Source organism: Streptomyces sp. NPDC001068, assembly GCF_042897315.1.
In the GTDB taxonomy this organism is placed as follows: domain Bacteria; phylum Actinomycetota; class Actinomycetes; order Streptomycetales; family Streptomycetaceae; genus Streptomyces.
The window spans coordinates 263,138-287,100 of the sequence record NZ_JBIAYD010000013.1 but is presented as its reverse complement, the minus strand read 5'-3'; the positions used below and the strand labels follow the sequence as shown (position 1 = coordinate 287,100).

Annotated in this window: 26 protein-coding genes; 10 read left to right on the top strand and 16 right to left on the bottom strand. The window is 72.3% G+C overall.

Annotated features, from left to right (window positions below; all coding sequences use genetic code 11):
* Positions 1-307 precede the first annotated feature (307 nt).
* From ACFY3I_RS34100 to ACFY3I_RS34070, 7 genes are all read left to right on the top strand, one after another.
* Positions 308-772 (top strand): hypothetical protein, encoded by a 465-nt coding sequence (locus ACFY3I_RS34100; RefSeq protein ID WP_390864861.1) that lies wholly within the window; start codon positions 308-310, stop codon positions 770-772.
* A 106-nt stretch (positions 773-878) separates the two neighbouring features.
* Entirely contained in the window at positions 879-1,103 is a 225-nt protein-coding gene (locus tag ACFY3I_RS34095) for a hypothetical protein (protein WP_390864860.1), read from the top strand.
* A gap of 53 nt (positions 1,104-1,156) precedes the next feature.
* Positions 1,157-1,705, top strand: coding sequence for a SigE family RNA polymerase sigma factor (locus ACFY3I_RS34090; protein WP_390864926.1), 549 nt, complete (start codon positions 1,157-1,159; stop codon positions 1,703-1,705).
* 59 nt (positions 1,706-1,764) lie between these two features.
* Positions 1,765-2,211 (top strand): hypothetical protein, encoded by a 447-nt coding sequence (locus ACFY3I_RS34085; RefSeq protein ID WP_390864859.1) that lies wholly within the window; start codon positions 1,765-1,767, stop codon positions 2,209-2,211.
* 334 nt (positions 2,212-2,545) lie between these two features.
* Positions 2,546-2,956 carry a hypothetical protein gene (locus ACFY3I_RS34080; protein ID WP_390864858.1) on the top strand — a complete coding sequence of 137 codons (411 nt, stop codon included), beginning with the start codon at positions 2,546-2,548 and terminating at the stop codon, positions 2,954-2,956.
* 75 nt (positions 2,957-3,031) lie between these two features.
* Positions 3,032-3,418 carry a hypothetical protein gene (locus ACFY3I_RS34075; protein ID WP_390864857.1) on the top strand — a complete coding sequence of 129 codons (387 nt, stop codon included), beginning with the start codon at positions 3,032-3,034 and terminating at the stop codon, positions 3,416-3,418.
* 29 nt (positions 3,419-3,447) lie between these two features.
* Entirely contained in the window at positions 3,448-3,819 is a 372-nt protein-coding gene (locus ACFY3I_RS34070) for a hypothetical protein (RefSeq protein ID WP_390864856.1), read from the top strand.
* A gap of 105 nt (positions 3,820-3,924) precedes the next feature.
* Here the strand turns inward: ACFY3I_RS34070 and ACFY3I_RS34065 are convergent, their stop codons facing one another.
* On the bottom strand, positions 3,925-4,374 hold the full coding sequence (locus ACFY3I_RS34065; protein ID WP_390864855.1) for a hypothetical protein: 450 nt from the start codon (positions 4,372-4,374) through the stop codon (positions 3,925-3,927).
* 214 nt (positions 4,375-4,588) lie between these two features.
* On the bottom strand, positions 4,589-5,605 hold the full coding sequence (locus tag ACFY3I_RS34060; protein ID WP_390864854.1) for an ArsR/SmtB family transcription factor: 1,017 nt from the start codon (positions 5,603-5,605) through the stop codon (positions 4,589-4,591).
* 272 nt (positions 5,606-5,877) lie between these two features.
* Between ACFY3I_RS34060 and ACFY3I_RS34055 the strand changes: the two genes are divergently transcribed.
* Entirely contained in the window at positions 5,878-7,527 is a 1,650-nt protein-coding gene (locus tag ACFY3I_RS34055) for a serine/threonine-protein kinase (protein ID WP_390864853.1), read from the top strand.
* Positions 7,524-8,288, top strand: a complete 765-nt coding sequence (locus ACFY3I_RS34050; protein ID WP_390864851.1) for a hypothetical protein — start codon at positions 7,524-7,526, stop codon at positions 8,286-8,288. Before ACFY3I_RS34055 ends, ACFY3I_RS34050 begins: the two co-directional genes overlap by 4 nt.
* A 123-nt stretch (positions 8,289-8,411) precedes the next feature.
* Here ACFY3I_RS34050 and ACFY3I_RS34045 read toward each other — a convergent pair whose 3' ends face one another.
* Positions 8,412-9,005 carry a TetR family transcriptional regulator C-terminal domain-containing protein gene (locus ACFY3I_RS34045; RefSeq protein WP_390864850.1) on the bottom strand — a complete coding sequence of 198 codons (594 nt, stop codon included), beginning with the start codon at positions 9,003-9,005 and terminating at the stop codon, positions 8,412-8,414.
* 134 nt (positions 9,006-9,139) lie between these two features.
* The gene (locus ACFY3I_RS34040; RefSeq protein WP_390864849.1) at positions 9,140-10,153 is read right to left on the bottom strand and encodes an alcohol dehydrogenase catalytic domain-containing protein; all 1,014 of its coding nucleotides are present in this window, start codon (positions 10,151-10,153) and stop codon (positions 9,140-9,142) included.
* Positions 10,154-10,359: 206 nt separating this feature from the next.
* On the opposite strand from ACFY3I_RS34040, the gene ACFY3I_RS34035 reads away from it, so the two are divergent.
* Positions 10,360-11,064 (top strand): phosphatase PAP2 family protein, encoded by a 705-nt coding sequence (locus ACFY3I_RS34035; RefSeq protein ID WP_390864848.1) that lies wholly within the window; start codon positions 10,360-10,362, stop codon positions 11,062-11,064.
* A 29-nt stretch (positions 11,065-11,093) separates the two neighbouring features.
* Here the strand turns inward: ACFY3I_RS34035 and ACFY3I_RS34030 are convergent, their stop codons facing one another.
* Genes ACFY3I_RS34030 through ACFY3I_RS33975 form a run of 12 tightly spaced genes read right to left on the bottom strand, consistent with a single transcriptional unit; the run spans position 11,094 to position 23,952 of the window.
* The gene (locus tag ACFY3I_RS34030; RefSeq protein WP_390864846.1) at positions 11,094-12,419 is read right to left on the bottom strand and encodes a glutamate-1-semialdehyde 2,1-aminomutase; all 1,326 of its coding nucleotides are present in this window, start codon (positions 12,417-12,419) and stop codon (positions 11,094-11,096) included.
* A 7-nt stretch (positions 12,420-12,426) separates the two neighbouring features.
* Positions 12,427-12,978, bottom strand: coding sequence for a dTDP-4-dehydrorhamnose 3,5-epimerase (rfbC, locus tag ACFY3I_RS34025; protein ID WP_365285394.1), 552 nt, complete (start codon positions 12,976-12,978; stop codon positions 12,427-12,429).
* On the bottom strand, positions 12,975-14,216 hold the full coding sequence (locus tag ACFY3I_RS34020) for a polysaccharide pyruvyl transferase family protein (RefSeq protein ID WP_390864845.1): 1,242 nt from the start codon (positions 14,214-14,216) through the stop codon (positions 12,975-12,977). The genes rfbC and ACFY3I_RS34020 overlap by 4 nt, the downstream gene beginning before the upstream one ends.
* Positions 14,213-15,160, bottom strand: a complete 948-nt coding sequence (locus ACFY3I_RS34015) for a glycosyltransferase family 2 protein (protein WP_390864843.1) — start codon at positions 15,158-15,160, stop codon at positions 14,213-14,215. Before ACFY3I_RS34015 ends, ACFY3I_RS34020 begins: the two co-directional genes overlap by 4 nt.
* Positions 15,157-16,452 (bottom strand): hypothetical protein, encoded by a 1,296-nt coding sequence (locus tag ACFY3I_RS34010; RefSeq protein ID WP_390864842.1) that lies wholly within the window; start codon positions 16,450-16,452, stop codon positions 15,157-15,159. Before ACFY3I_RS34010 ends, ACFY3I_RS34015 begins: the two co-directional genes overlap by 4 nt.
* Positions 16,449-17,732 (bottom strand): DUF4910 domain-containing protein, encoded by a 1,284-nt coding sequence (locus ACFY3I_RS34005; RefSeq protein WP_390864841.1) that lies wholly within the window; start codon positions 17,730-17,732, stop codon positions 16,449-16,451. The genes ACFY3I_RS34010 and ACFY3I_RS34005 overlap by 4 nt, the downstream gene beginning before the upstream one ends.
* The gene (locus tag ACFY3I_RS34000) at positions 17,720-18,745 is read right to left on the bottom strand and encodes an NAD-dependent epimerase/dehydratase family protein (RefSeq protein ID WP_390864840.1); all 1,026 of its coding nucleotides are present in this window, start codon (positions 18,743-18,745) and stop codon (positions 17,720-17,722) included. Before ACFY3I_RS34000 ends, ACFY3I_RS34005 begins: the two co-directional genes overlap by 13 nt.
* A gap of 3 nt (positions 18,746-18,748) precedes the next feature.
* Positions 18,749-19,396, bottom strand: coding sequence for a PIG-L deacetylase family protein (locus tag ACFY3I_RS33995; protein WP_390864839.1), 648 nt, complete (start codon positions 19,394-19,396; stop codon positions 18,749-18,751).
* Positions 19,393-20,202, bottom strand: a complete 810-nt coding sequence (locus ACFY3I_RS33990; RefSeq protein WP_390864838.1) for a sugar phosphate nucleotidyltransferase — start codon at positions 20,200-20,202, stop codon at positions 19,393-19,395. Before ACFY3I_RS33990 ends, ACFY3I_RS33995 begins: the two co-directional genes overlap by 4 nt.
* The gene (locus ACFY3I_RS33985) at positions 20,199-21,434 is read right to left on the bottom strand and encodes a class I SAM-dependent methyltransferase (RefSeq protein WP_390864837.1); all 1,236 of its coding nucleotides are present in this window, start codon (positions 21,432-21,434) and stop codon (positions 20,199-20,201) included. The genes ACFY3I_RS33990 and ACFY3I_RS33985 overlap by 4 nt, the downstream gene beginning before the upstream one ends.
* Positions 21,431-22,672, bottom strand: coding sequence for a glycosyltransferase (locus ACFY3I_RS33980; protein ID WP_390864836.1), 1,242 nt, complete (start codon positions 22,670-22,672; stop codon positions 21,431-21,433). The genes ACFY3I_RS33985 and ACFY3I_RS33980 overlap by 4 nt, the downstream gene beginning before the upstream one ends.
* A 2-nt stretch (positions 22,673-22,674) precedes the next feature.
* Positions 22,675-23,952, bottom strand: a complete 1,278-nt coding sequence (locus ACFY3I_RS33975; RefSeq protein ID WP_390864835.1) for an O-antigen ligase domain-containing protein — start codon at positions 23,950-23,952, stop codon at positions 22,675-22,677.
* Positions 23,953-23,963 lie beyond the last annotated feature (11 nt).

Genomic DNA, 23,963 nt, shown 5'->3' with positions numbered 1-23,963 from the left:
CTGTCACCAACCCCGCGCGCTCACTGTCCTCGGACAATGGGCTCTGGGAACGATCCTGGTCACGTGGCGCTATTTGTGGGCCACGACTCCCCTCCACCGCGGAGGTGAGCGACCTGGAGACGACCGGGACTGCCCGCCGCGGGTACCCGCCGAGACGTTTGACGACCGGGTCCAGCTCTCGGAGAACGGCTACGGCCCCCTGCTCCACCGACGCTTCATGGTGCGCATCGCCTCGGCACAAGTCGATGCCGAACGACTCATTCTCCGGCTCTGCGAGGACTTCGGGCGCTTCGCACCCAGGGAGGTTGTGGGCATACGCTCCCAGCAGCCGCCCGCCCGCGTGGGCGGACTGGGCCTCGCGGACGAACTCGTGGTGGTCATTCCGGGCCCCTGGAACGGGCCCGTGCGGGTCGTCCGCCGCGACCGGGACCGTCTTTGTCTGGTGACCCTGCGCGGCCACAGGGAGGCTGGGCAGGTCCACTTCCGGGCACGCGGCGGATACGGCGCACCGCTGGAGTTCGAAGTCGAGCTGTGGGCACGTGCCGGAAGCCATCTGGTCGACCTCCTGTACTCGCGTCTGCGCGTGGCCAAGGAGGCGCAGCTCAACATGTGGGTGCGGTTCTGCCTGGGCGCGGTCGAGGCGTCAGGGGGCCGGTTGATGGACGGCGTGCACATCGCCACCCGTCGGCTCGAGTCTCCGACTGGAGCACCGGTGCGCACGGCTCCCCGGACTGTCGGGTTCGGCACCGAGCGGCCGGACAGAACCCCGTGAGCTCTGGGGACAGAATCCCTTGTGTGCCGGATGCCGCCAGTCCTCCGTATTCCGCCGGCACCAGTTCGGTCACGTCGACCTCGGCAGCGGGTCCGACCGAGGTGTGGTGCGTGTGTTGCAGGTCCTCGACCGGATCCAGGGCCGGATCGACAGCATCCGTCGCGTCATGCTGTTCTTCGGGCCCGTCAGCTCCGTCTTCGACTTCCTCACCTTCGCGGTCGTGATCGAGATCTTCCACACGGGCGCCGAGCCGTTCGGGGCCGGCGCTGTGACCCAGGTCTCACGTCATGCGTGCAGCAGACGAGACCGCTTCCCCGTCGAGGAGGGGTGACAGGAAGGGATGGGGATGTGGATCTGGCAACCGAGCGCGATGTCCGTGTCGGAATCAGTGAGCCCGCACCGGCGGAGTCGGAGTCGTCGGCGTACGACTTCCACGACTTCGTCGTCGCCCGGTCGGCTGTGCTGTTCCGCGGGGCCCTGGTCTTGACGGGAGACCGTGAGACCGCGGAGGACCTGGTCCAGGAGACCCTGGAGCGGGCCTGCCGCAAGTGGCGTGTCATCGCCGCGAAGGACGCTCCGGAGGCCTACGTGCGGCGGATCATGGTGAACCTGGTCAACGACCGGTGGCGGAGGTTCCGTCGCACGGTCCCGCACCAGGACGGCGGCGACCGTGCCGCCCCTGGGGACCAGTACGGGCAGGTGGACACGAGGGACCAGTTGGTACGGGCCCTGCAGGGTCTGCCGACGCGCATGCGGACGGTCGTGGTGCTGCGGTATTTCCACGACCTGTCGGATGACGAGATCGCGGCAGACCTGAAGATCTCACCGAGCACCGTGCGGTCCCAGCTCGCTCGCGGCATCGACAAGCTCAGAGTCCAGTTCCCCGCACTCGCCGCCCCCTCACCACAGCAGCCGACGGAAGGAATCCGATGAGGCCACTGGACTCGCGGCCTTCTGGCTGCACATTCTTCGAACAGGAACTGGTGAACGCCATGAACGACTTCGTGAAAACCGCCGAGACGCCGCGCTTCGACACGGCCGTCATCGAGCGCGGGGCGCGCCGCAAGCGGGCCACCGCCATCGCGGGCATCGCCACCGCGCTGGTCGTGGCCTGCGGCGCGGGCACCGCCCTGGCCGCCGGCGTCGTCGGCAGCGGTTCGCACACCTCGGCGCAGACCACCGCCGACCGCACCGGCGCCGACGACACCACGCTGCTCGTCCGCACCGGCGACGGCACGGTCGCCAAGGAGCACTTGGCCGGCGTGAGCGCGTCGAGGGCACGGGGGGCGCTGGTCCATTTCGGCCTCACGCCCACCTTCACCCGGGTCAAGATGTCCGACTGCGAGCAGCCGGAGGACTCGGTGGTCGCGATTTCGCCGCACGCCCCGACGGTGGTGCGTGCGGGTGACACGGTCCTCGTGACCACCTGCTTCCGCTGATCCCGGCGGGACCCGCCCGGCCGGAAAGAGGCTGAGAGGTCGAGAGGGGTTGGTGGCCCCGTCGGAACCGGGGCCACCAACTCCCCGCATTTCACCACGCGTCCACCCCCGCACGGTGCGTGTCCGCCCCGATCACGGCCTCCTTGAGGCGGATCAGCGCCGACCACCGCGGGTCATCGCGGGTCATCGCGCATCGCCTCGCATCGCCTCGCATCGCCTCGGATCGCCTCTGCCGGGCGAGCCTTTCGACCGTCGTCGAAAGGTGTGACCGGAGTACGGCGACCACTCCAGACTCGGACGGACGGACTCAGTCTGTGAAACCGAGGAGGAGCACATGCGCAAGGAAGGTCGGGCGGGCAGGGGCACGAGGTCCAGGAGGGTGGCCGCCCTGCTGGCGGCCACGGCGCTCACCGTGGGAGTCGCGGTGGCTACCGCGCCCTCCGCGGCCGCAGCGAGCCCGTGCTGGAACGACGGCTCCACCAAGTGGTGGTGCAACAACGTCTCCGGTGCGCGGGTGTACGGCACCGTCGGCAACAACCACATCTACCCGGACCCGAACACCGTCGTCGGCTACATGTACTCCAACCCGAGCTGGTTCTACTGCAAGGAGGACAACCAGGCATGGGTGGGCGGGCCGCACTCCACGCGCTGGGAGATGACGGTCGCGGACAACGGCCAGCTCGGCTTCATGAAGGACACGGCGATCTCCAGCGAGACGAACCCGCTCCCCGACTGCTTCGGGTGACCGGCGACGGCCGAGCCGCGTCATCGGCCGCCCATCCATGATCCACTTCTGCAACGCACCCTGGAGTCACCCCACATGCGTACACGGAAGACCCTTGCCACCCTGTTCGGGGCCACGGCGTTGGCACTGGCGCTCGGAACCACCGCGGCGCCCAGCGCCTCGGCGGCGTCCGGCTGCTGGTACAGCGGCGGCCACTGGTGGTGCAACAACCGCGTGGGAGCGCCGGTCTACGGCTACAAGGACCTCGCCCGCCTCTACCCCGACTCCAGCCGCGTCGTCGGGTACATGTACTCCAACCCCAGCTGGTTCGAGTGCCGTTACGACGGCGGTCTGCCCGACGAATACGTGGGCGGACCACACCCCTACCGCTGGGAGTGGACCGAGGCCGACAACGGCCAGTGGGGCTGGATGAAGGACACCGCCGTCAGCAGCGAGACCAACACGCTGCCTGCGTGCTGGTAGGCAACCACCGACAACACACGGGGAGAGCAATGAAGTTCCGCAAGCGTGCCCTGACGGCCCTGGCCACCGCCGCGTTCTCCGCGGCCCTGACGCTGGCGGCCGCGCCGTCCTCGTCCGCGGCCTCCGGCTGCTGGTACTCCGGCGGCGAGTGGTGGTGCAACAACGTGCGGGGGGCCGCCGTGTACGAGCCCTCGGAGACCAACGGATACCCGCACGCCGATGTCGTCGTCGGGTACATGTACTCCAATCCGAGCTGGTTCCGCTGCCGCCGCGACGACGGCCCCTACGTCGGCGGACCGCACCCGAACCGCTGGGTGTTCACCGAGGCCGACAACGGCGAGTGGGGCTACATGAAGGACACGTCCATCTCCAGCGAGACGAACCCGCTGCCCGTGTGCTGACCACGGGGCCGAACGGCACCGGCCCCCCCGGTGCGGACCCCGGGGGGCCGGAGCGGAGCGTGTCGGGGCCGGCCGCCTTCGGAGGGGCCGGCCCCGACGCGTGGGTCAGCAGTTGCGGACGGACCAGACGGGGTTCCAGTCCTGGTCACCCACCTGCGGCGGGGAGAAGGCGCGCAGCACGTTCCCGTTGGCGTCGTAGAGGTAGGAAGTGACCGACCCCGTCTGCTTGTTGAGGTAGTAGCCGCTGCCGTACCAGTTGGACAGGTAGTAGCGGTTGCAGTTGTAGAGGTAGAAGATCTTCCACTTGGACACGGTCGGGTCCCACACCTCGAGGCAGAGGTTCCCCGGTCCACAGGTGAACGTCTGGTCGTCAGTGCGGTAGCTGACGGTGGTGGCCGGAGAGATCGTCGGGGAGACGGCGGCCGCGACCTGAACGTGGTCACCGGTACGAGGGCCGGAGGCGGTTGCCGCCTGTGCCGGGCCGGTGGCGAGGACGGCCGTCAGCATGCAGACCACCACGCCGATGATGCCGAGCAGCGAGCGCTTCGCGCGCATGGATGAGACCTCCGTAGGGACGGCAGCGGGACAGCTGGGTCGGCGGCACGGAATGTGCCCTTGCGGTGACCATCGCCGATCGCGCGGGCCCGGCAGAAGCCTTTCGATCCTCCTCGAAGGGCCGCGCCCGCGGGGCCGGCCGCATCAACGCATGGTCGAGCAACTCTGCTGGCCGGCAGGCCCGTTGAGACGTGATCGGCGCACCGGGCAGGGCTCAGGGGCAGAAGGCCGGATCGGTCTCCGTCCGTCGTGCGGTGTCCGCGCCCAGCAGGCGGTGGCCCATGAACGTCACCGAGTGCCGTACGAACTGGCCCTCCCGGTGGCTCGCCACCAGTCCTCCGTCCCGCAGGACGGCGAGCTGGTAGCTGGCACTGGGCAGGGCGATGCCCACGGCCCGCGCCACTTCGGACGTGGTGCGGGTACGGCCGCGGGCCACCTGGACCAGCACGGTGGCCCGGGTCCGGCCCAGCAGCCGCTCCAGTCCTCCTCCTTCGGGGGTCACCGTTCCCAACGGCCGTGCGGTGACCGGATGGACGAGGACCGGTCCGAGCTCGGGGTCGGCGAGCGCGGTGGGCCTGCGCCAGCAGAAGTAGGAGGGCAGGAGGAGCAGTCCCCGGCCCTCCAGATGCAGGTCCCGGTCGACGGGGTAGTCCACCTCCAGTACGGGGGCCTGCCATCGGGCGAACGGCAGACTCCCCAGCAGAGCACGCACACCGCCGTCCAGGAGCGTGCGGGCCCGCAGGTCGACCTCCTCCTGGACGGCCCTGCGGACCTGCCCCCATCGCGGTTCGAGCAGGGCCCGGGAGGAGATCTCCAGCGCCCTGACCAGCGATCCCATGCCGCGGTCTCCCGGCCTGCCGAGCGCCGTCGTCCACGCCGGGAGAGGGCGGGCGACGGCGAGGACGCCCAACTCCCGTTGCAGACGGCGGCGGGGCGTCGCGCGTACCTGTGCGAGGGCGGCGGGCAGACCCCCGTCGGGGACGGACGGGGTGAGGAAGTCGGGGATGTAGCCGGCGGGCGGGACGAACGTCCTCAGCAGGCGCAGCGCACGGCGCGCCTCCGGGTCCCGTGCCGTCCGCTCGATCACACCGCGGCGCCACGCCCCGAACTCGAGCGGCCCCTGATCGGTGCCCAGCCGGCAGGCGGCGCAGACGAGTTCCCACAGCGGATCGGGACGCCGGGCCACGCGGATGCCCTGTAAGTCGAGCGGTGTGAAGTGGATGCGGAGCATGCGGGCCTCTTTCGTGGTCGTGGGGGGGGTTTGCCGAGGCGATGCGCGAGAACGGGCGGCGAGGCGGTACGGGTCATCAGTGGGGACGCGTGGGGAGCGCCCCCGGTATGACCGCGCCGTCGCCACCGGCGGACCCGGCCGCTCACGCCGGCGGCGGAGGACCGGCATGGCCTGTTCCGCAACCGCCGCGGCTGAGAATGTGTCTCTCATGGCGTGGTCCGGCCGCTTCGGAAGCCGGTCGGACACGGCGGCACGGCGTCTGGGGGGATGACGTGAGCACATGGGTGGTGCCGGGATACACCGAGTCTCTCGAGCTCGGGTCGGGTGCGAGCGGTCGCGTCGTGCTGGCCGTGCACGGGGACACCGGCGTACGGGTGGCGGTGAAATACCTCAGCGAGTCCCTGCGCACGAGGCCCGGTTTCGTGCACGGTTTCCGGGCCGAGGCGCGCCTGCTCGGCGGACTGCGGAGCCTGTACGTGGCCGGCCTGTACGAGTACGTGGAGAGCCCGCGGGGCGCCGCCATCGTCATGGAACTGGTGGACGGTGTCTCGTTGCGGACGCTGCTGACCCGTCAGGGGCCGCTGGGTCCCGAGGCCGCGCTGGTCCTCCTCAAGGGATCGCTGCTCGGTCTCGCAGACGCGCACCGCGTCGGTGTCGTCCACCGCGACTACAAGCCGGAGAACGTCCTGGTCGGGACGGACGGATCGTCCAAGCTCGTCGACTTCGGCATCGCGGTCGACGCCGGCACCAGCGCGGGGGTGGCCGGAACCCCGTCCTACATGGCTCCCGAGCAGTGGACCGGCGCCCCCGCCTCCTGCGCCGCGGACGTGTACGCGGCCACGGCCACCTTCTTCGAGTGCCTGACGGGGCACAGGCCGTTCTCGGGCGGCAACATCGCCGAACTGGCCCTGCAGCACGTCGACGCCCCCGTCCCCGTGGAGGAGGTCCCCGCGGCCGTGCGCGAGCTGGTCCGTCGCGGTCTGGCCAAGGAACCGGACCAGCGGCCGGCGCAGGCCGAGGCGTTCGTGACGGAGCTGGAGGCGATCGCCGGCGCCGTCTACGGGTCCGACTGGGAGGAGCGCGGCCGTGCCCGGCTCGCCGCCCTGGTGGCCCTGCTGGCGCAGTTGCTGCCCTCGGCGCGCTCCCCCAGGTCCAGCACGGACACCGCGCTTACGGTTCTGGGCCGGGGGCCACGCCACGGCCGGGCCCGGTCGTGGCGGCCCGGCCGGTCCGGCATGCTCGTCTCGGCGGCCGCCGTACTCCTGGGCCTCCTGCTCACCTACGGAATGCGTCACGCCCCGGCAGGCGCCGCCGAGCGGACCGAGGACGCCCTGGCGACCACCATGGCCCGGGCCGGCACCGAAGCGGCGCCGCCCACCGTCCCGCCCACGGCACCGACCCCGTCAGGGGACCTGTCGCCGACACCCGCCGTCTCCCCGACCCCCGGCGTCTCCCCCTCGGGCCCGCCGGCCGCCCCGACCGGTCCGCCTTCCGCCTCGTCCACCGGCTCACCGACGCAGTCGACGCCGCCGGGCGGGGCGACCACGTCCGCCCCGGCGTCACCGACGACCGCCCCCTCCACCCCGCCCGCCGCTCCCGCCGTCAAGAGCGTCGCGGTGTCGGCCTTCGAGCAGACGGGCCCCACGACCTCCACCGCGACCGTCACCGTCACCACGGACGGCACCGGACCGATCTCCGTCAGCGTCTCGTGGTTCACCGACAGGGCGAGCGGAGGGGCCGGCTCCCCCGACGGCGCGGCCCAGACCCTGGAGCGCAGCGGGGCCACCCAGTACACGATCACCGTCGACCACACCTTCCAGAACGCCGGCTGCTACTGGACGGTCCGGGCCACGACCACTCCGGCGGCGGCCTCCGGCGGCGCCTCGCAGCAGATCCCGACCAGGCAGTGTGAGATCGGATGACCGCTCAGAGCGACGACACGCCCAGGCCGGCGGTGCAGGGCGAGGAGCCCACGCTGGTGCTCGCACCCGCCGACGCGCGGAGCACCACCCATCGTCTCGGGCCCGGCGAAGGCCACGCCCCCGACGACCGGCCCTCCAGCCCCGACGGCGAGTACGGCGAGTACAGCGCCACCGTGCTGGCCAGCCACTGGATCCAGCGTCCCGAAGCCGACGACACGCTCGTGGAACCGGTTCCGGCAGGCGCCGACCCGACTCGGCCCGACCGTGTCGAGGGCAGCGTGCTGCGTTTCGGGCCCGGTGTGACGGCCGCCGTCGCGCACCGCACCCTGCCGACGCCTCCCGCGGTGTCGTCGGCCGCCGCTTCCTCCGGCCGGCGGCTGCGCAGGAACGCCCTGCCGGCGCTGCTGGTGGCGGCCGTCCTCGCCCTCCTGGCCTGGCAGCGGTTCGGGCAGTCCATGGCGGTCACCCAGGTCGCCGTCACGGCGAGGCCGGCGGTTCTGGGATGCGACGGCACCGCGGAGATCGTCGGTCTGGTCACCACCGACGGCCGTCGCGGCACGCTCTCCTACCGGTGGGTGCGAAGCGACGGCACCGCGTCCGACGTCCTGCACGAGGTGGTGGTCCGGGGGGAGCGGCACGTGCGCCTGCGTCTTCGGTGGACCTACCAGGGACCGGGCCACCGTGCGGCACGGGCGGAACTGCGCATCCTGTCTCCGGGCCACCGGACGGCCGCCGCCCGCTTCTCGTACGACTGCCCCTGACGGCCGGCCTGGACCGCCGGCCGGCCCCGCCCTCCCGGGGCAGCCGACCCACGGCCGACTCCTCGGGGTCGGAGGCCGCCGTCGCGGTCACCGGCTCCGGCGGACGCCGCTTCGCCGGACTCCTCAGCCGTCCGCGCCGTCCCCGGCCGGGACGAAGAGCGAGTCGAACAGGGCGAAGAAGTCGTCCATCGGCCGGCCGTCCCGGGTCACCTTGGCCCGCAGCGCGGCGCCCTCCCACGCGTTGACGAGGAAGCCCGCCAGCGGCTCGGGGTCGAGGGCGCCCTTCAGCGTCCCGTCGGCCCGCGCCTCGCGCAGCACCGCCGCCACCGACACGGCCCACTGGCCCAGCGCGGCGTCCACCTGGCCCCGCACCTCGTCGCTCTGCGTGGACAGCTCGGCGCCGAAGTTGCCGAAGAGGCATCCCCGGCTGAACCGGAAGCGCTCCAGGTCGTCGGCGAGGAACCGGAAGTGCGCGCGCAGCCGGGCGGCCGGGGCGAGCGTCCCGTCCTCCAGCATCTCCATGCGGCGAGCCGTCCCGTAGCGGCGCATGACCTCGAGGGCGAGCGCCTCCTTGCTCACGAAGTGGTTGTAGAAGGATCCTTTGGGCACCCCGGCGGCCCGGGTGATCTCCTGGACGCCGATGGCGTTGAACCCACGTTCCTCGAAGCACTCCGCGGCAGCCTCGACCAACTGCTCGCGGACACTCGGTCTCGGCATCTCGGCCCCTTCCCCACGGCCCCGCGCGCTCACGAGTCCGCGTACTCACGGCTCCCTATAAAAAGTGACCGGTCGTCTTGAGATTGTCAAGCGGCGGGCTTGCCCCCCCCCCGGGCGCGGGAGCGCCGGTCGCGTCAGGCGGCCTCGATGACGGCGCGGAAGCGGGCCCGTCCGGAGAGCATGTGCTCGTAGGCCTTGGGCGCCTCGGCCAGCGGGAAGGTCTCGATGCGCGGGCGCACGCCGTTGGCCGCGCTGAACGCGAGGTTGTCCTCGTTCTCGATCGGCGTCCCGGTGAGGTGCCCCTGGATGCCGCGGTCGCCGAAGATCAGGTCGGCGGTGAGGGCCTCGACGGGGTCGGGCGCCGCACCGACCACCAGGAGCCGGCCGTGCTGGGCCAGTCCCGCCACGAGGGGGCTCATGGAGGAACCGCTGGAGGCGGTGGCGATGACCGCCGCGGCTCCCCCGAGGTCCTGCAGGGCGGCGGCGACGTCCACGTCGGTGCTGTCGATGTAGTGGTGTGCGCCGAGCTCCCGTGCGAGCTTCTCCTTCTCGACGCCGCGGGCGACGGCGGCGACCCGGTAGCCGAGGCTGCGCGCGTACTGGACGGCCAGGTGACCGAGTCCGCCGATGCCCTGGACGGCGACGAGCGAGCCGGGGCGGGCGTCGACCCGCTGGAGCGCCGTGAAGGTGGTCAGACCCGCGCACAGCAGCGGGGCCGCCTCGGCCGCCGGGACGTCCGCGGACACCCGGACCAGGCCGCTGGTGCGGGCGTAGGCGACCTCGGCGTACCCGCCGTCCACCGTCGTACCCGTCTGCTCCTGGTCGCGGCAGCCGACGAAGTCACCGCGGCGGCAGGGGTCGCACTCGCCGCAGTGCCCGGCGAGGAAGCCGACGCCGACGCGCTCGCCGACCTGCCAGGCGGTCACCCCGGCGCCGACGGCGTCGATGACGCCGACGATCTCGTGGCCGGGCACGATCGGCTCTCCGGGGGCGGCGCGCAGCCCCTCGACGGCGAGGGCGTCGGTGTGGCAGACCCCGCAGTACTCCACCCTCAGCCGTACCTGGTTGGGCTCGGGGGCGGCCAACTCGCGTTCGACGAGGCGGAAGTTGCGGCTGCCGGTGACTTCCCAGGCCTTGTACGCGGTCATGAGGTGCTCCTGTGTCGTGTGACCTTCGATCGCTCAAGATGACCGACCGTCTTAAATCCAATATGACCGACCGTCTTGAATCGTGCAACCGCTGGGTCAAGTCGACGCAATGGTTTCGGCACCCTCGAACGCCGGCGCGGATCGTTGGCTAGGGTGAGGGCCGAGCCGGAGTTCGGGGCGGAACCGACGGAGGGCGCGGTGGGCGGGTGAGCGGCCGGTCGGCGCGCGCGGTGTCACCCCCGCCGCTACGCGCATCACTCGCGCTGATCGGGGCCTTCGCCGCCCTGCTGGTCGCCGTCCTCGGGGTCCGGTACGACGGTCACGGCGCGTCCGGCAGGGTGGACAGCTGGATCTTCCCGCCGACGGCGGACAGTGTGCGGGGGCCGTGGCGGCACGTGGCCCTGGCCCTGGACTTCCTGGGCGAACCCATGGGATCGGTGCTGCTGATCTCGATCGGCGTGGCAGGCTGCCTGCTGCTCCGGCGTCCCCGCGCCGCGGTGTTCGTGGCGGTGGGCGCCGGCCTCACCGTGACGGCGACCACGCTCCTCAAGCATCTGGTGGGACGCACCATCCACGGTGACGGCAACCTGTCCTACCCGAGCGGGCACACCGCCTTCCTCACCGCGCTCGCCCTCGTCACGGCGCTGCTCGCGGCCGGCCGGCTCGGCCTCGGCGGGACGGCCGGCACGTCGCTCGTGGTGGCCGCGGCGCTGGCGGCCGGGGCCGCCATGGGCTGGGCCGAGGTGGTCCTGGGCGCGCACTACCCGACCGACGCCCTGGGCGGCTGGTGCACCGCGCTGGCGGTGGTGCCGGCCACCGCGCGGGTGGTGGACCGGACGGCCGACCGGATGAGCGGGGAGGCGGCCGGCCGGACGGCCGACGCCGGCCCGGTCGGGAGGGAGCGCCGGTGACCCGCACCTCGTACCAGGCGCCGGAACACTCATGCCAGGCGGCGGAACACGGGTTTCACCGCCCGTCCGGCCAGCCACGGAGTCGGGTCGGCGGCCTCCAGCGCCTTGCGGTACACCGCGCACGCCTGGGCCACCACGTCGACGGTGCGGTCGATGTCCGCTTCGTCGAGCGCGCTGCTCACCACGAACGACGGGGCGAGCACCCCGCCCGCGAGGAGCCGGCGCAGGAACAGGGTGCGGTACTGCTGCGAGGGCTGCAGGTCCTCGTCGAGGGTGGCGAAGACCAGGTTGCTGGCCCGGCCCCGGACGACGAGGTGATCGCCGACGCCCTCGCCGGCCGCTGCGTCGCGGACACCGGCGGCCAGCCGGTCGCCGAGGGCGTGCAGACGAGCGGTGGTTCCCTCCTCGCGGTAGACGGTCTGTACGGCCATCGCGGCAGCCAGGGAGTGCGTCTCCGCGCCGTGCGTGGTGGACAGCAGGAACACCCGGTCGCCGGAGTCGCGCAGTCCGCCCCGCTCCATGAGGTCACGGCGCCCGGCCAGCGCGGAGACGGCGAATCCGTTGCCCAGCGCCTTGCCGAACGTGGAGAGGTCGGGGACCACGCCGTACAGGCCCTGCGCGCCCGCCTCGGACCAGCGGAAACCGGTGATCATCTCGTCGAAGACCAGGACGCAGCCGTGCCGGTCGGCGAGCTCGCGCAGGCCGGCCAGGTACCCGGGCGGTGGCTCGGTGTGCGAGGCGGGTTCGAGGATCAGGCAGGCGACCTCGTCCTGGTACCGGGTGAGCAGCTCCTCCGTGGCCGCGAGGTCGCCGTAGGGGAAGGAGACGGTGAGTTCGGTGGTCGCCGCCGGAATGCCGGCGCACATCGGCGTGGTGCCGATGAACCAGTCGTCCACGGAGAAGAACGGATGGTCTCCGCAGACCGCCACCCGCGGACGCCCGGTGACGGCGCGGGCGAGGCGGACCGCGGCGGTGGTGGCGTCGGAGCCGTTCTTCGCGAACTTCACCATCTGGGCGGTCGGCACCGTGTCCAGGAAGTGCTCCGCCGCCTCGACCTCCACGATGGACGGCCGGACGAAGTTGCTGCCGCGGTCCAGTTCCCGCCGCACCGCCTCCAGCACGCGCGGGTGCGCGTGGCCGAGGCTGACCGACCGTAGACCGGAGCCGTACTCGATGTAGCGGTTGCCGTCGACGTCCCACACGTGGGCACCCTTGCCGTGGCTGATGACGGGGGCCAGGTGCTCGGGGTACTGGTCGTCGCCCTTGGCGTAGGTGTGCGCGCCCCCGGGGATCGCGGCGTGCAGCCGCTCGTTGGCTGTCCGCGACAGGGGCAGGTCGAGCTCTTGGGTGTCCACGCGTACCTCATCTTTCTCTGTGCTTCAGGACCTCGGCGAGGCTCGGCGCCTCCCGGTCCCGTTGGGACATCAGTGCGACCGGCAGCGGCCAGGGGATGGCGAGTTCGGGGTCGTCGAAGGCGATCGTCACGTCCTCCGACGGGTCGTGCGGGCGGTCGATGCGGTACGAGGTGTCGGCGGTCTCGGTCAGCGCCTGGAAGCCGTGCGCGCATCCCGCGGGGATGTACACGGTCCTCTGCGTCTCGCCGGACAGGTCGATGAAGGCCCGCCCCAGATAGGTGGGCGAGTCGGGCCGCAGGTCCACGACGACGTCGAAGATCCTGCCGTACGAGCACCGCACGAGCTTGGCCTCGCCCGCGCCGGAGCGCAGGTGCAGGCCGCGCAGCACGCCCCGGACCGAGCGGGACACGCTGTCCTGGACGAAGGCGTCCGGGTCCAGGCCCACCGAACGGACCACGTCGGCGTCGAAGGTGCGGCAGAAGAAGCCGCGCTCGTCGGCGTACGGCGTCGGCTCGAACAGGTACGCGCCGGTGATCTCCGGGATCTCGGTCGCTCTCAACGTGACTCCTGCGGGGCGTGGTTGTGGGCCCGCCCGGCCGCCGCCGGGAACACGGCCGCGGTCAGGGCGGTGAACTGGTCCTCGAGCCGCCGGGCGGCGGCCAGGTTCCGCTCGGCGAGGGTCCCCCGCAGCTCGGCCGACCGCTTCTCCAGCGCCCGGAACTGCTCCAGCAGCCGGTCGGCGTCGACCTCGCGCGCCGGGTGGCAGTACGCGCCGAGGCCCATCCCGGCCATGAGCGCGTCGCTCTTCGCCGCGTAGCTGAGCGCGAGTACCGGCGTGCCGGTCTTCAGCGCGCAGATCAGGTTGTGGTAGCGGACCGCCACGACGGTGTCGGCGGCCGTCATCTCCTTCATCAGGTCGGCCAGGGAGGCCGGTTCGGCCGCCGTGACCAGCGGCGAGTCCACCGCGTCGAGGATGGCGGCGACCACCGTCGCGTCGCACCGGTCGCCGGTGAGCAGCCGGACCGGCCTGCCCTCCTCGACCAGTGTCCGGACGAACCGGACGGTCCCGTCGAGGTAGCGCCGGTGGATCTCGTCGGCCCGGGCGCGGTCGTCGTTGCCGCCGTGGAAGTCCATGACCCCGACGCAGACCGTGCCCGGTGTGTCCGAGGGCGCGCCCGCCGGCGGTGCCGGCAGGGAGAAGGCGAGGTCCGGGTAGACCTCGTCGCGTGCGGTGTCCACGCCCATCGCCCGCATGGCGTCCCGGGACTGGGCGTCCCGGTAGGACCGGTAGGCGGCCAGCCGCGCCGACCAGCGCACCAGGGCCCGGGTGGGCCGGTTGCGGATCTCGGCGGCGCCGACGCTGACCAGCGCCACCCGGGTGCCCAGCAGCCGGCCGCTCGCGCAGAGCAGGAACAGCGCGTACGGGAATCCCCACGGCCGCAGCGGCAGCGTGGCCTCCAGGACTCCCATGCCGGGGACGATCACCACGTCGTGCCTGCGCACCCAGGCGCCGGTGCGGAACACGTCGACGAGTTTGCCGAGCCCCTTCGCCACGACCGCGCCCGCCCGGGACGCGGTCCGGTACTCCGCCCGGTTCCAGTGCAGCCTCGTGGCCGGGATCCCGAACCGGGCCGTCACCGCCTCCGGGCCGCCGCACAGCGCGTCCACGACCGCGTCCGGGTGCCGGGTCCCGAGGTATCCGAGGACGGCTTCCAGCGACCCGTCGTTGCCGAGGTTGCCGGAGCCGAGCAGGCCGAACAGCCCGACGCGCACCGGTGTCCCGTCCGCGGAGGTCATGCCCGCCTCCCCTCGCGGCCGGCGACGAGGTCGTCGACGGAGACCGTGAGCAGCGCCGGGTCGACCGGGGCGCGGTCCTCCACCCGCTCGCCGGCGCCCGGCCGGACCCGGCTGGTCATCCACGCGGACAGGTAGCGGTAGCACGCGCGCCGGTCGGCCGCGGACAGCGGCGCCCGCCGGATCGCCGAGGCGAAGCCCCAGACGTACTCGGCGAGCAGCCGGGGCGTCGGGTGCAGGACGCCCGCCCGGCGCGGGTCCAGGTTGACGCAGCGGGAGCGCTTGGAGGGGTTGGCCCGTTCGGCGCGCGTGGGGTGGTCGCGGCGGAAGTAGAGGAGCTCGGGTACCTGGTGGAAGGGGCCGTGCAGGGTGATCTCGGCGACGTACGTGCGGTCGGCGTGGTGGTAGCTGTCCATCGGTTTCACCCGGCGCAGCACGTCGGTCCGCATCACTCCGTAGAAGTCGTCGCCGCCCGGCTCGAACAGCAGGCTGCGGAAGCGGTCCGGCGCGTGTGGGGAGTCGGTGGCGAGCGTGTAGTCGTAGGGGACCGTCACCTGTCCGTCGCCGTCGATGACCGCCTGGCCGGTGTGGGCGAGGATCACCTCGGGCCGCTCGTCCAGCGCGTCGACGCAGCGCCGCAGGAGGTCGCGGCCGTAGAGGTCGTCGTGGGAGGCCCACTTGAACAGTTCGCCGCGGGACTCGGCGAGCACCCGGTTGTGGTTCGGTGTGGCGCCGATGTTGCGGGGCAGCCGGAGGTAGCGGACGCGGGCGTCCTTTGACGCGTACTTGCGGCAGATGTCCTCGGTCCCGTCGGTCGAGGCGTTGTCGGAGACGACCAGTTCGAAGTCCTCGTAGGTCTGGCCGAGCAGGGCGTCGAACGACTCGGCCAGGTACTCCTCGCCGTTGTACACGGGCAGGCCGATGCTCAGCCTGGGTCGGGCGGTCATGAGGTCCTCACTTCGGGAATGTTCCGGTGGTGTTCGCGCAGGGCGGACCGCAGTTGCAGCCACCACACGGCGGAACTGCCGACGGTCGCGGCGGCGACGCCCCAGGCCGAGCCGGCCGTGCCGGCGAGGGCCGCGCCGCCGAGCCCGCCGCCGACGTAGCAGGCGGAGGCGAACAGCTGGCAGCGCAGGCTGCGCCGGGCCGCGCCGAGCGCGCGCAGCCCGGCGGCCGCGCCGGTGCCGAGGCCCGCGCCCGCGACGCTGAGGGTGATCTGCACGATGAGATGCGAGGAGGCGTGCCACACGTCGCCGAGCGCCAGCTCACCGAGCCGGCCCGGCATCAGCAGCAGCGCCGAGCCCCACAGCAGTGCTCCGGTGGCCTGTCCGCCGCCCAGGAACAGGCAGAACCTGCCGAGTTGGCGCGGGGCCTGCCGCAGCACCCGTGCCGCCTCCGGGACGGTGACCAGCGAGAGCCCCATGAGTACGGCGAGGAACGGGCCGAGCAGGAGCTCGGCGCCCCGCACCGCGCCCACCGCGCCGACCCCGACGATCACGCCGAGCCCGTACGCCCGCACCTGGCTGGCGCCGCTGAGGCTGACGTTCTCGACCAGGTACCGGTAACCGAGATCGCGCTGTTCGCGCAGCCAGCCGCGTGCCTCGGTCGTCCGGGGCCGGATGCCGGCCTGGAGGTGGCCGTAGCCGGCGGCCACCGTGGCGGACGCGCCCCAGGCGAGCACGAAGGCCGCCACGGTGCCCACATGGGCCGCCACCACCATGGCGGGGACGAGCGCGATGCCCCACACGACGTCGTTGACGAACGCCTTGCGCCCGGCGCCGGCGGCGAAGAACGCGAACCGCCAGGCGTCCTGGAGCAGGAGTCCCGGGAGCATGAGGCCGAGGGCGGCGAACGCGGGGCCCACCCGGCCGCCGAGGCCGAGGCCGGCCGCCAGGCACACCACGCCGAGGGCCGAGCCGACACCGAGCGCCGTTCCCGTCGACCGGGCCACCGCCCCGCGCCAGGAGGCCTCCGGCGCGCCGCTGAAGCGGACCACGAGCGGGTCGGTGGCCAGGCCGCGGGAGACGTTGAGCACCACGCCGTAGGTCACCCAGGCCAGGCTGAACACGCCGAACGCGGTCACCCCGAGCGAGCGGGCCACGTAGATGCCCACCGCGAAGTTGCTGATGCTGGAGGCCGCCTGGTCGGCCAGTCCCCAGGACAGCCGGCCGACCAGGGCGCGCCTGGCGGACCCGGCCGGTGCGGTCGTTCTCTCCCCCTGGGTGGTCATGGTCGTCATTCCTTGATCAGGTCGACGCCGCGCAGGGCGTCGGCCGCGGCGGCCACGGTGTCGAACGGCAGCCCGGACCGCTCGGCGACGTCCAGCAGACTGTGCTCGCCGTCGGAGAGGCTGAGCACCCAGAGCATGGCCATCTGGGCCTGTTTGGTGTCGCTGCGGCCGCCGAGCGCGTCGTACAGCCCGCGCCTGCCGAGCTGGGGTTCGCCGTAGGGGCTGAGGTTGAGGTACCGCCGGTTGCGGTCCAGGAGGGCGAACGCCTCGCGGCAGACGGCGAGGGTGTCCGCCATCGCCGCCGGGGAGACGAAGTCCAGGTTGTCCGCGGACGTGTGGTACTCGGGGTAGCCGGCGTACGGGGTCCGGGTGAGCGAGCCGACGCCGAGGTCGAACCCGGGCGAGCAGAACTGCCGCTCGTCGTAGCCGTACGGGGTGAACTCGTTGATGCGGTGGGGGCGTTCGGACGTGGTCAGCACGTGCCGCACGACCCGGTCGATCTCCGCGTCGCCGCGCCTGCTCCGCTTGTACGTCAGGTTGCCCTGGTCCCCCGCGCAGGCCAGCACCAGGCCGTGCTTGACCCGGTCGACCCGTTCGGCGTTGCGGGCCAGCCAGGTGATGGCGCCGATGGTGCCGGGCGCGAACAGGAACCGGTAGGTGTAGTACGTGGACCGCTCGGCCAGCTCCCGGGCCAGGAAGGTCGCCACCGCGATGCCGGCCAGGTTGTCGTTGGCCAGCGACGGGTGGCAGACGTGACAGGAGACGATCACCTCGTCGGCGACCTGTCCGGGGACCACGTGCTCGGCGTAGGTGAGGTGGCCGTCGGCGAGCGTGGAGTCGATGCGCACCTCGTATTCGCCGTCCGGCAGCGCGTCCAGGGTCTCCTGGGCGAGGCAGAACCCCCACTCCGGCTTGTAGTAACTGGTGCGGTAGGGCACCCAGGAAGGGTGGTCGGGCAGGGTGTGCAGGTGGTCGCGGAGCTCGGCGAGCGGCATGGTCGCCGACACCGGCACGCTGTAGCCGAGCACGTGCAGGCTGGACTCGGCGAAGTCGACCACCCGCCGGCCGGCCGGGTCGGCGACGTACGCGTCCCGGATGTTCCACTCCTGCGGCACCGTCCAGTCGAGCACCTGTGTCCCGGTCGGCACCTCGTGCACCTGGAGGGGGATGTACTCGCCGACGATGTCCAGGGTGGCGCGCACACCGTCGCCGGTGATGCTCCGGCAGAGCGGGTACATCCGCTCCACCAGCGCGTACATCTCCTCGCTCACCTCGGTCACCGGCGCCACCTGAGGGTGTCGTCGACGGTGCCGGCCTCGGAGGCCGCGCGCAGCACGGCGAGACGGGTGAAGCGCTGTTCGAAGTTCTCCCGGTTCAGCTCGAACTTCCGGTAGGCGTCGGCGAGTTCGAGCGCGCCCTGCTTCACCGTCCATTCGCAGTCGAAGCCGGGCACCGCGGTGCGGAACCGGGAGAAGTCCACCCGGTAGGAGCGCGGGTCGGCGCCGTTCTCCCCGGTGATCACCACCTTGGAGCCAGTCACCGCCTCGGCGACCTGTCCGGCGATCTCGGCCACCGTGACGTTGTTGACCTCGCTGCCGATGTTGAACGCCCGGTCGTGCACCGCCTCGCGCGGCGCGGTCAGCGCGGCCGTGAAGGCCCGCGCGATGTCGGCGGCGTGCACCAGCGGGCGCCACGGGGTGCCGTCGGAGAGCACCAGGACCTCGCCGGAGAGGAGCGCGTGGCCGACGAGGTTGTTGAGCACGATGTCGGCGCGCAGCCGGGGCGAGAATCCGAAGGCGGTGGCGTTGCGCATGAACACCGGGGTGAAGTCGCCGTCGGCCAGCTCGTGCAGGTCGTCCTCCACCCGCACCTTGGACTCCGCGTACGGCGTCACCGGGCGCAGCGGGGCGTCCTCGGTCACCAGTTCGTCGCCGCCGGCGGCGCCGTAGACCGAGCAGGTGGACGCGTACAGGAAGCGCTGCACGCCGGCGTCGCGGGCCAGCCGGGCGAGGTGGACGGACGCGTGGTGGTTGATGTCGTAGGTGAGTTCCGGCGCCAGCGAGCCGAGCGGGTCGTTGGAGAGCGCGGCGAGGTGGATCACGGCGTCCACCCCGGCCACGTGCTCGGCCGTGACGTCGCGCAGGTCCACCCGGTGTCCCGGCGGGTCCGCGGGCCGCGGGCCCAGGACGCAGTCGGCGAACAGGCCGGCGTCGAGGCCGACGACCTCGTGTCCGGCGGCCTCGAGGACCGGGGCCATCACGGAGCCCAGATAGCCCTGGTGTCCGGTCAGTAGTACGCGCAAGGTTCAACCCCCCAGGTTGAGCGTGAGTTTGGCGACGGCGAACGCCTCGGCGTAGCGGGCGTGGCATTCGATGCCGCGGATCCGGGCGAGGCCCAGGAAGGCCTCCCGGTCGTACCAGGGCCGGTGCCGCTGCGAGGCGTAGTGCTCCTGCAGCAGCCGCACCTTGTGTTCGGCGGTCTCCGTCGCCAGCGGCTGGTACGCCACCGGCCGGCCGAGGTCGCCGTCCCACTTGACGATCTCGTAGCCGAGCACCAGGTGGTCGCGGAACGCGGTGGCCATGAGCTTCGCCAGGCCGCGGTGGTCCTGGTGGGCGTCGTCGGTGCGCGGAGCGAGGATCAGGTCCGGGTCGGTCCGGGACCGCAGTTCCTCGACCGCGGACTTGGCCTCCTCCCAGTGCGCCGGGAACCGGCCGTCCGGCAGCTTGTGCACGGTCAGCCGCAGGTCGGCGCCCGAGCAGAAGGCGGCGAGCGCGGACTCCTCCTCCTGCTCGCGCTCGCTGCCGCCGCCGGACAGCACCAGCGCGTCGACCCGGAGACCGGGCCTGGCCTGACACAGCGTCAGCAAAGTGCCGCCGGCACCGATGGCGATGTCGTCGCAGTGAGCGCCCACGGCGACGATCCGGTCCACACTCCCGGCGCCGAGCTGGATCATGCGGTCCTCACCCGGGCGTTCGTACCCACCCGGTCCCGTTCCCACACGGCCCACGGACGGTCGCCCCGGGTGTAGGCCTCGTCGAGCGCGGCGCGCTCCTTCACGGTGTCGGTCGGCTTCCAGAAACCGCGGTGCTGATGCGCCACCAGCCGCCCCTCCTTGGCCAGTTGGGCACATCCGTCGGCGACCAGGTCGCCGTTCTCCGGGATGTGGTCGAAGATCTCCTGGCGGAGCACGAAGTAGCCGCCGTTCTCCCACAGCGGCAGTTCGCTCACCGCGGTGATGCCTCCCACCAGGCCGTCCTCGCCCAGCTCCACGCAGTGGAACGACGACTGCGGCGGCACCACCATCATCGACGCCCCCGCGTCGCGCGCGGCGAACTTGTCGATCATCTCCGGCAGCGGGGCGTCGGTGAGCACGTCCGCGTAGTTGGCGAGGAACATCTCGTCGCCGTCCAGGTGGTCCCGCACCCGGCGCAGCCGCTCCCCGATGGGGGACTCGATGCCGGTCTGCACGAACGTGATCGTCCAGTCGGCGATGTCGGTGGATAGCAGTTCGGTCCGGCCGCCCCGCAGGACGAAGTCGTTGGACGTCGTCTCCTCGTAGTTGAGGAAGAAGTCCTTGATGTGGTGGGCCCCGTAGCCGAGGCACAGGATGAACTCCGTGTGCCCGAAGTAGGCGTAGTAGCGCATGACGTGCCAGATCAGCGGGCGCGGGCCGACCATCGCCATCGGCTTGGGCACGTCGTCGGAGGTGCCGTTGCGCATCCGCATCCCGTAACCGCCGCAGAACAGGACGACCTTCACGACTTCACCTCGACAATGTTCAGTTCCGGGATGGGGAAGACGAGCCGGCCGCCCCACTCGTGCACGAAGGACAGCTGCTCGACCAGTTCGGCGCGCAGGTTCCAGGGGAGGACGAGGACGTAGTCCGGCCTGTCCGCGGCGATGCGCTCGGGCGACAGGATCGGGATGCGGGTCCCGGGGGTGAACCTGCCGTGCTTGTACGGGTTGCGGTCGACCGTGTACGCCAGCAGGTCGGGGCGGATGCCGCAGTGGTTGAGCAGTGTGTTGCCCTTGCCGGGGGCGCCGTAGCCGACGACCGTGTCGCCGCGCTCGGCCGCGTCGATGAGGAACCGCAGCAGGTCCCGGCGCACCTTGGCCACCCGCGCCGAGAACTCGGTGTATCCGGACAGCTCCTGCAGCCCGGCGGCCTTCTCCCGGTCCAGTACGTCGGCCACCCGCCCGGTCGGCTCGCCGGCCGCTTCGGCCGGCCGCGCCCACAGCCGGATGGAACCGCCGTGCGTGGGCAGCAGCTCGACGTCCACGAGGGCGAGTCCGCCGCTGGCCAGGGCCCGGATCGCGGACGCGACCGTGTAGTACTGGAAGTGCTCGTGGTAGATCGTGTCGTACTGGTTCTCCTCGATCAGGGTCAGCAGGTGCTGCACCTCGATGGAGACCCAGCCGTCGTCGGCCACCAGGGCGCGCAGCCCGCGGGTGAAGCCGACCACGTCGGGGATGTGCGCGTACACGTTGTTGGCGACGACCAGGTCCGCCGGGCCGTGCTCCTCGCGGACGGCGGCACCGGTGCCGGGGTCGAGGAACTCGGTGAGCGTGGGCACGCCCGCCTCGCGTGCCGCGGCCCCGACGTTCACCGACGGCTCGATACCGAGGCACCGGATCCCCCGGTCCACCACGTGCCTCAGCAGGTAGCCGTCGTTGCTCGCCACCTCGACCACGAAGGCGTCGGGGCCGAGCGGGAGCCGCTCGGCGGCGTCGGCGACGAAGGTGCGCGCGTGCTCCACCCACGAGGTGGAGAAGGAGGAGAAGTACGCGTACTCCTTGAACGTCTCCTCCGGCGTGATCAGCGGCGGGATCTGCGCGAGCCAGCAGTCGGTGCAGACCCGCAGGTGCAGCGGGTACGCCGGCTCCGGCTCGTCCAGTCGGTCCGCGGCGAGAAAGCTCTCGCAGGGTGGCGTCGCCCCGAGGTCTACGACGCTCGCCATCTCTTCCGAGCCGCAGAGTCGGCATCGTGTCATCTGCTGTCCCCATCCCCCCGGCCCGCCCGGGTGTCCCCGGCACGGGCCTGTGCCGACCGCCCCGCGATCGCGGTGCGGTACTCCTCTTCCAGGCGCGCCAGGCCGACGGCCGGGCTGAACGCCTGCTCGTACCGGCGGCGGGCCGCCCGGCCCATCTCCCGGTTGCGGTCCGCGTCGGCCGCGACGCCGCGTATGCGGGACGCCAGCGAGCCGGAGTCGCCCGGCCGGTGCAGCAGCCCGGTGACCCCGTCCTGGACGAGTTCGGTGAAGGCGCCGTGCCCGGCGGCGACGGCCGGGACCCCGGCCGCCATCGCCTCCACGACCACCAGGCCGAACGCCTCCAGCCATGTCGAGGGCGCCACCACGGCCACCGACCGCGCGACGGCCTCGCGGCACCCCGCCGTGTCCAGCAGGCCTGCGTAGCGCACGTCGTCCCGGCCCGCCGCCCAGGCGGTCACCTCCGCCTCCAGCGGCCCGGTGCCGGCGATCACGAGCGGCACGCCCACCCCGCCGTGCGCCGCGATCTCGTCCCACGCGTCCATGAGCAGCCGCACGCCCTTGGCCTCCGCGAGCCGCCCGAGGTAGAGCAGATGCTCTCCCGCGCCCTCCCTGCGGAGGTCCGGGTCGGGCACGAAGTTGTGCTTCACCGCGAGCCGTTCGGCCGGCATGCCGGAGCGCACCAGGACCTCGCGCTGGGCCGCGGAGATGCACAGGAACCGCTCCACCCCGGACCACCAGCGCCGCCGGTTGACCGACAGGCTGACCGCGAGCGGCACCGTCGCGAGGCGGGAGTTCCGGTAGCAGCCGTGCCGGACGGCGGGCAGCGGGGTGCCGCCGACGCACTCGGTGCACGGCCGGCCGTCCCGTTGCAGCGTGCCGGGCGGACAGACCTGGGTGTAGTTGTGCAGCGTGGCGACGGCCGGCACACCGGCGTCGGCGCACGCGGCCAGGACCGCGGGCGACAGGAGCGGGAAGACGTTGTGCACGTGCACCACGTCCGGCCGCTCGGCGCGCAGGCGGGTGGCCAGTTCGGCGCGCACCGCCGGGTTCCACGGCACGAGGAGCGGCAGCGCGGCCTTGCCGAGGAGGGACCGGCCGGCGATGTCGTCACTGCGCCGTTCGAACACCCCGACCCGGTGGCCGGCCGCGCGCAGCAGTTCCACCTCCTGGTCGACGACCTTGTTCTCCCCGCTCGGCTGCGCCGAGGCGTAGCGGTTGTGCACCACGAGGACGTGCATGCTCAGATCGCCTCCGGTCCGCGGGCCCGTTCCCGGGCGCGTCGTCGAGGGCCGTCGGGTGTCGAGGGCGCGGCCGCCGCGGGTGCCGCCAGCAGCGAGGCGGCCACGGCCAGGTGCAGCAGGTACGGCGAGGCGTCGCCGAGTCCGGCCTCCGTGTAGGAGGCGATCGCGCAGTAGCTGATCAGGAAGATCGCACAGGCCCGCTGCAGCGACGGGGGCCGCAGCAGGGCGACCGCGCCCAGCACGAGGATGATCGCCGCGACCAGGGTGACGCCGATCAGGCCCTGCTCGTTGAAGACGGCCAGCCAGCTGTTGTCGATGGGCAGTCCGCCGAAGGACTTGTCGCCCAGACCCACGCCGAGGAACTGCTCCGAGGTCGACCGGGGTGCGGACAGCAGGGCGTCCCAGACCTTGGCCCGGCCGGTGAGGCTGGAGAAGTTCTCCTTGCTCTGCCCGCGCAGGAACCAGGTCTGCAGTGCGGAGGCGAAGCCCACGGCGGCCACCACTCCGCACAGCACCGCCCAGGTGAAGAACCGGCGGGCGGCGGCGCTGGTGAGCACGAGGGAGCCGATCGCCAGTGCCAGTCCGAGGAACAGGCCGAGCGTGGCCGTCCGGGTGTGGGTCAGGGCGAGCAGTACGAACGACGGCACGATGACCACCACGGCGCTGGTCCGGTCGGTCCTGCGGCCCAGCAGGAGCAGCACGGTGAGCCCGATGATCACCGCCGCGTACTGCCCGATCTGCGGTGGGGTCAGCGGCCACAGCGCGCCGACCAGACGTCCGCCGTAGAGGTCGGGCAGGGCCGCGCCCGGTGAGACGACGAGGCCGGCGGCCACCGAGCCGAGCACCGCGAAGTACATCCGGATGTGGTGCCGTACGAAGGTAAGGCTGCCGTTCCACCAGCGGCTGAGCAGCCAGAGGGTGCCGATGAACAGCGCCAGCCGGAAGCAGCGGAACAGCGCGCCGAACCCGGACTCCAGGTTGGCGCTGGAGATCACGCTCGACACCAGCAGCAGGGTGAGCAGGAGCAGGTAGGCGCTGGACCGGATGCGCAGCCGGAGGTTGACCGCGAGCGCCAGCGCGAAAGCGGCGACCAGGGCCCCCATGGTGACCATCTGGATGAGCGAACGCGGCAGCGGGACGATGGTCTTCGCCCCGGCGGAGCCGAGCGTGTTGAGGACCAGGAGCCCCCAGACGAGCCCGACGAGCCGCGGTGTGCCCGAGGCGCGCGGTGCGGCGCCGTGCTCCGCGCCCGGGAGCGCGTCCGTCTCTGAGTTCATCTGCGTGTCCA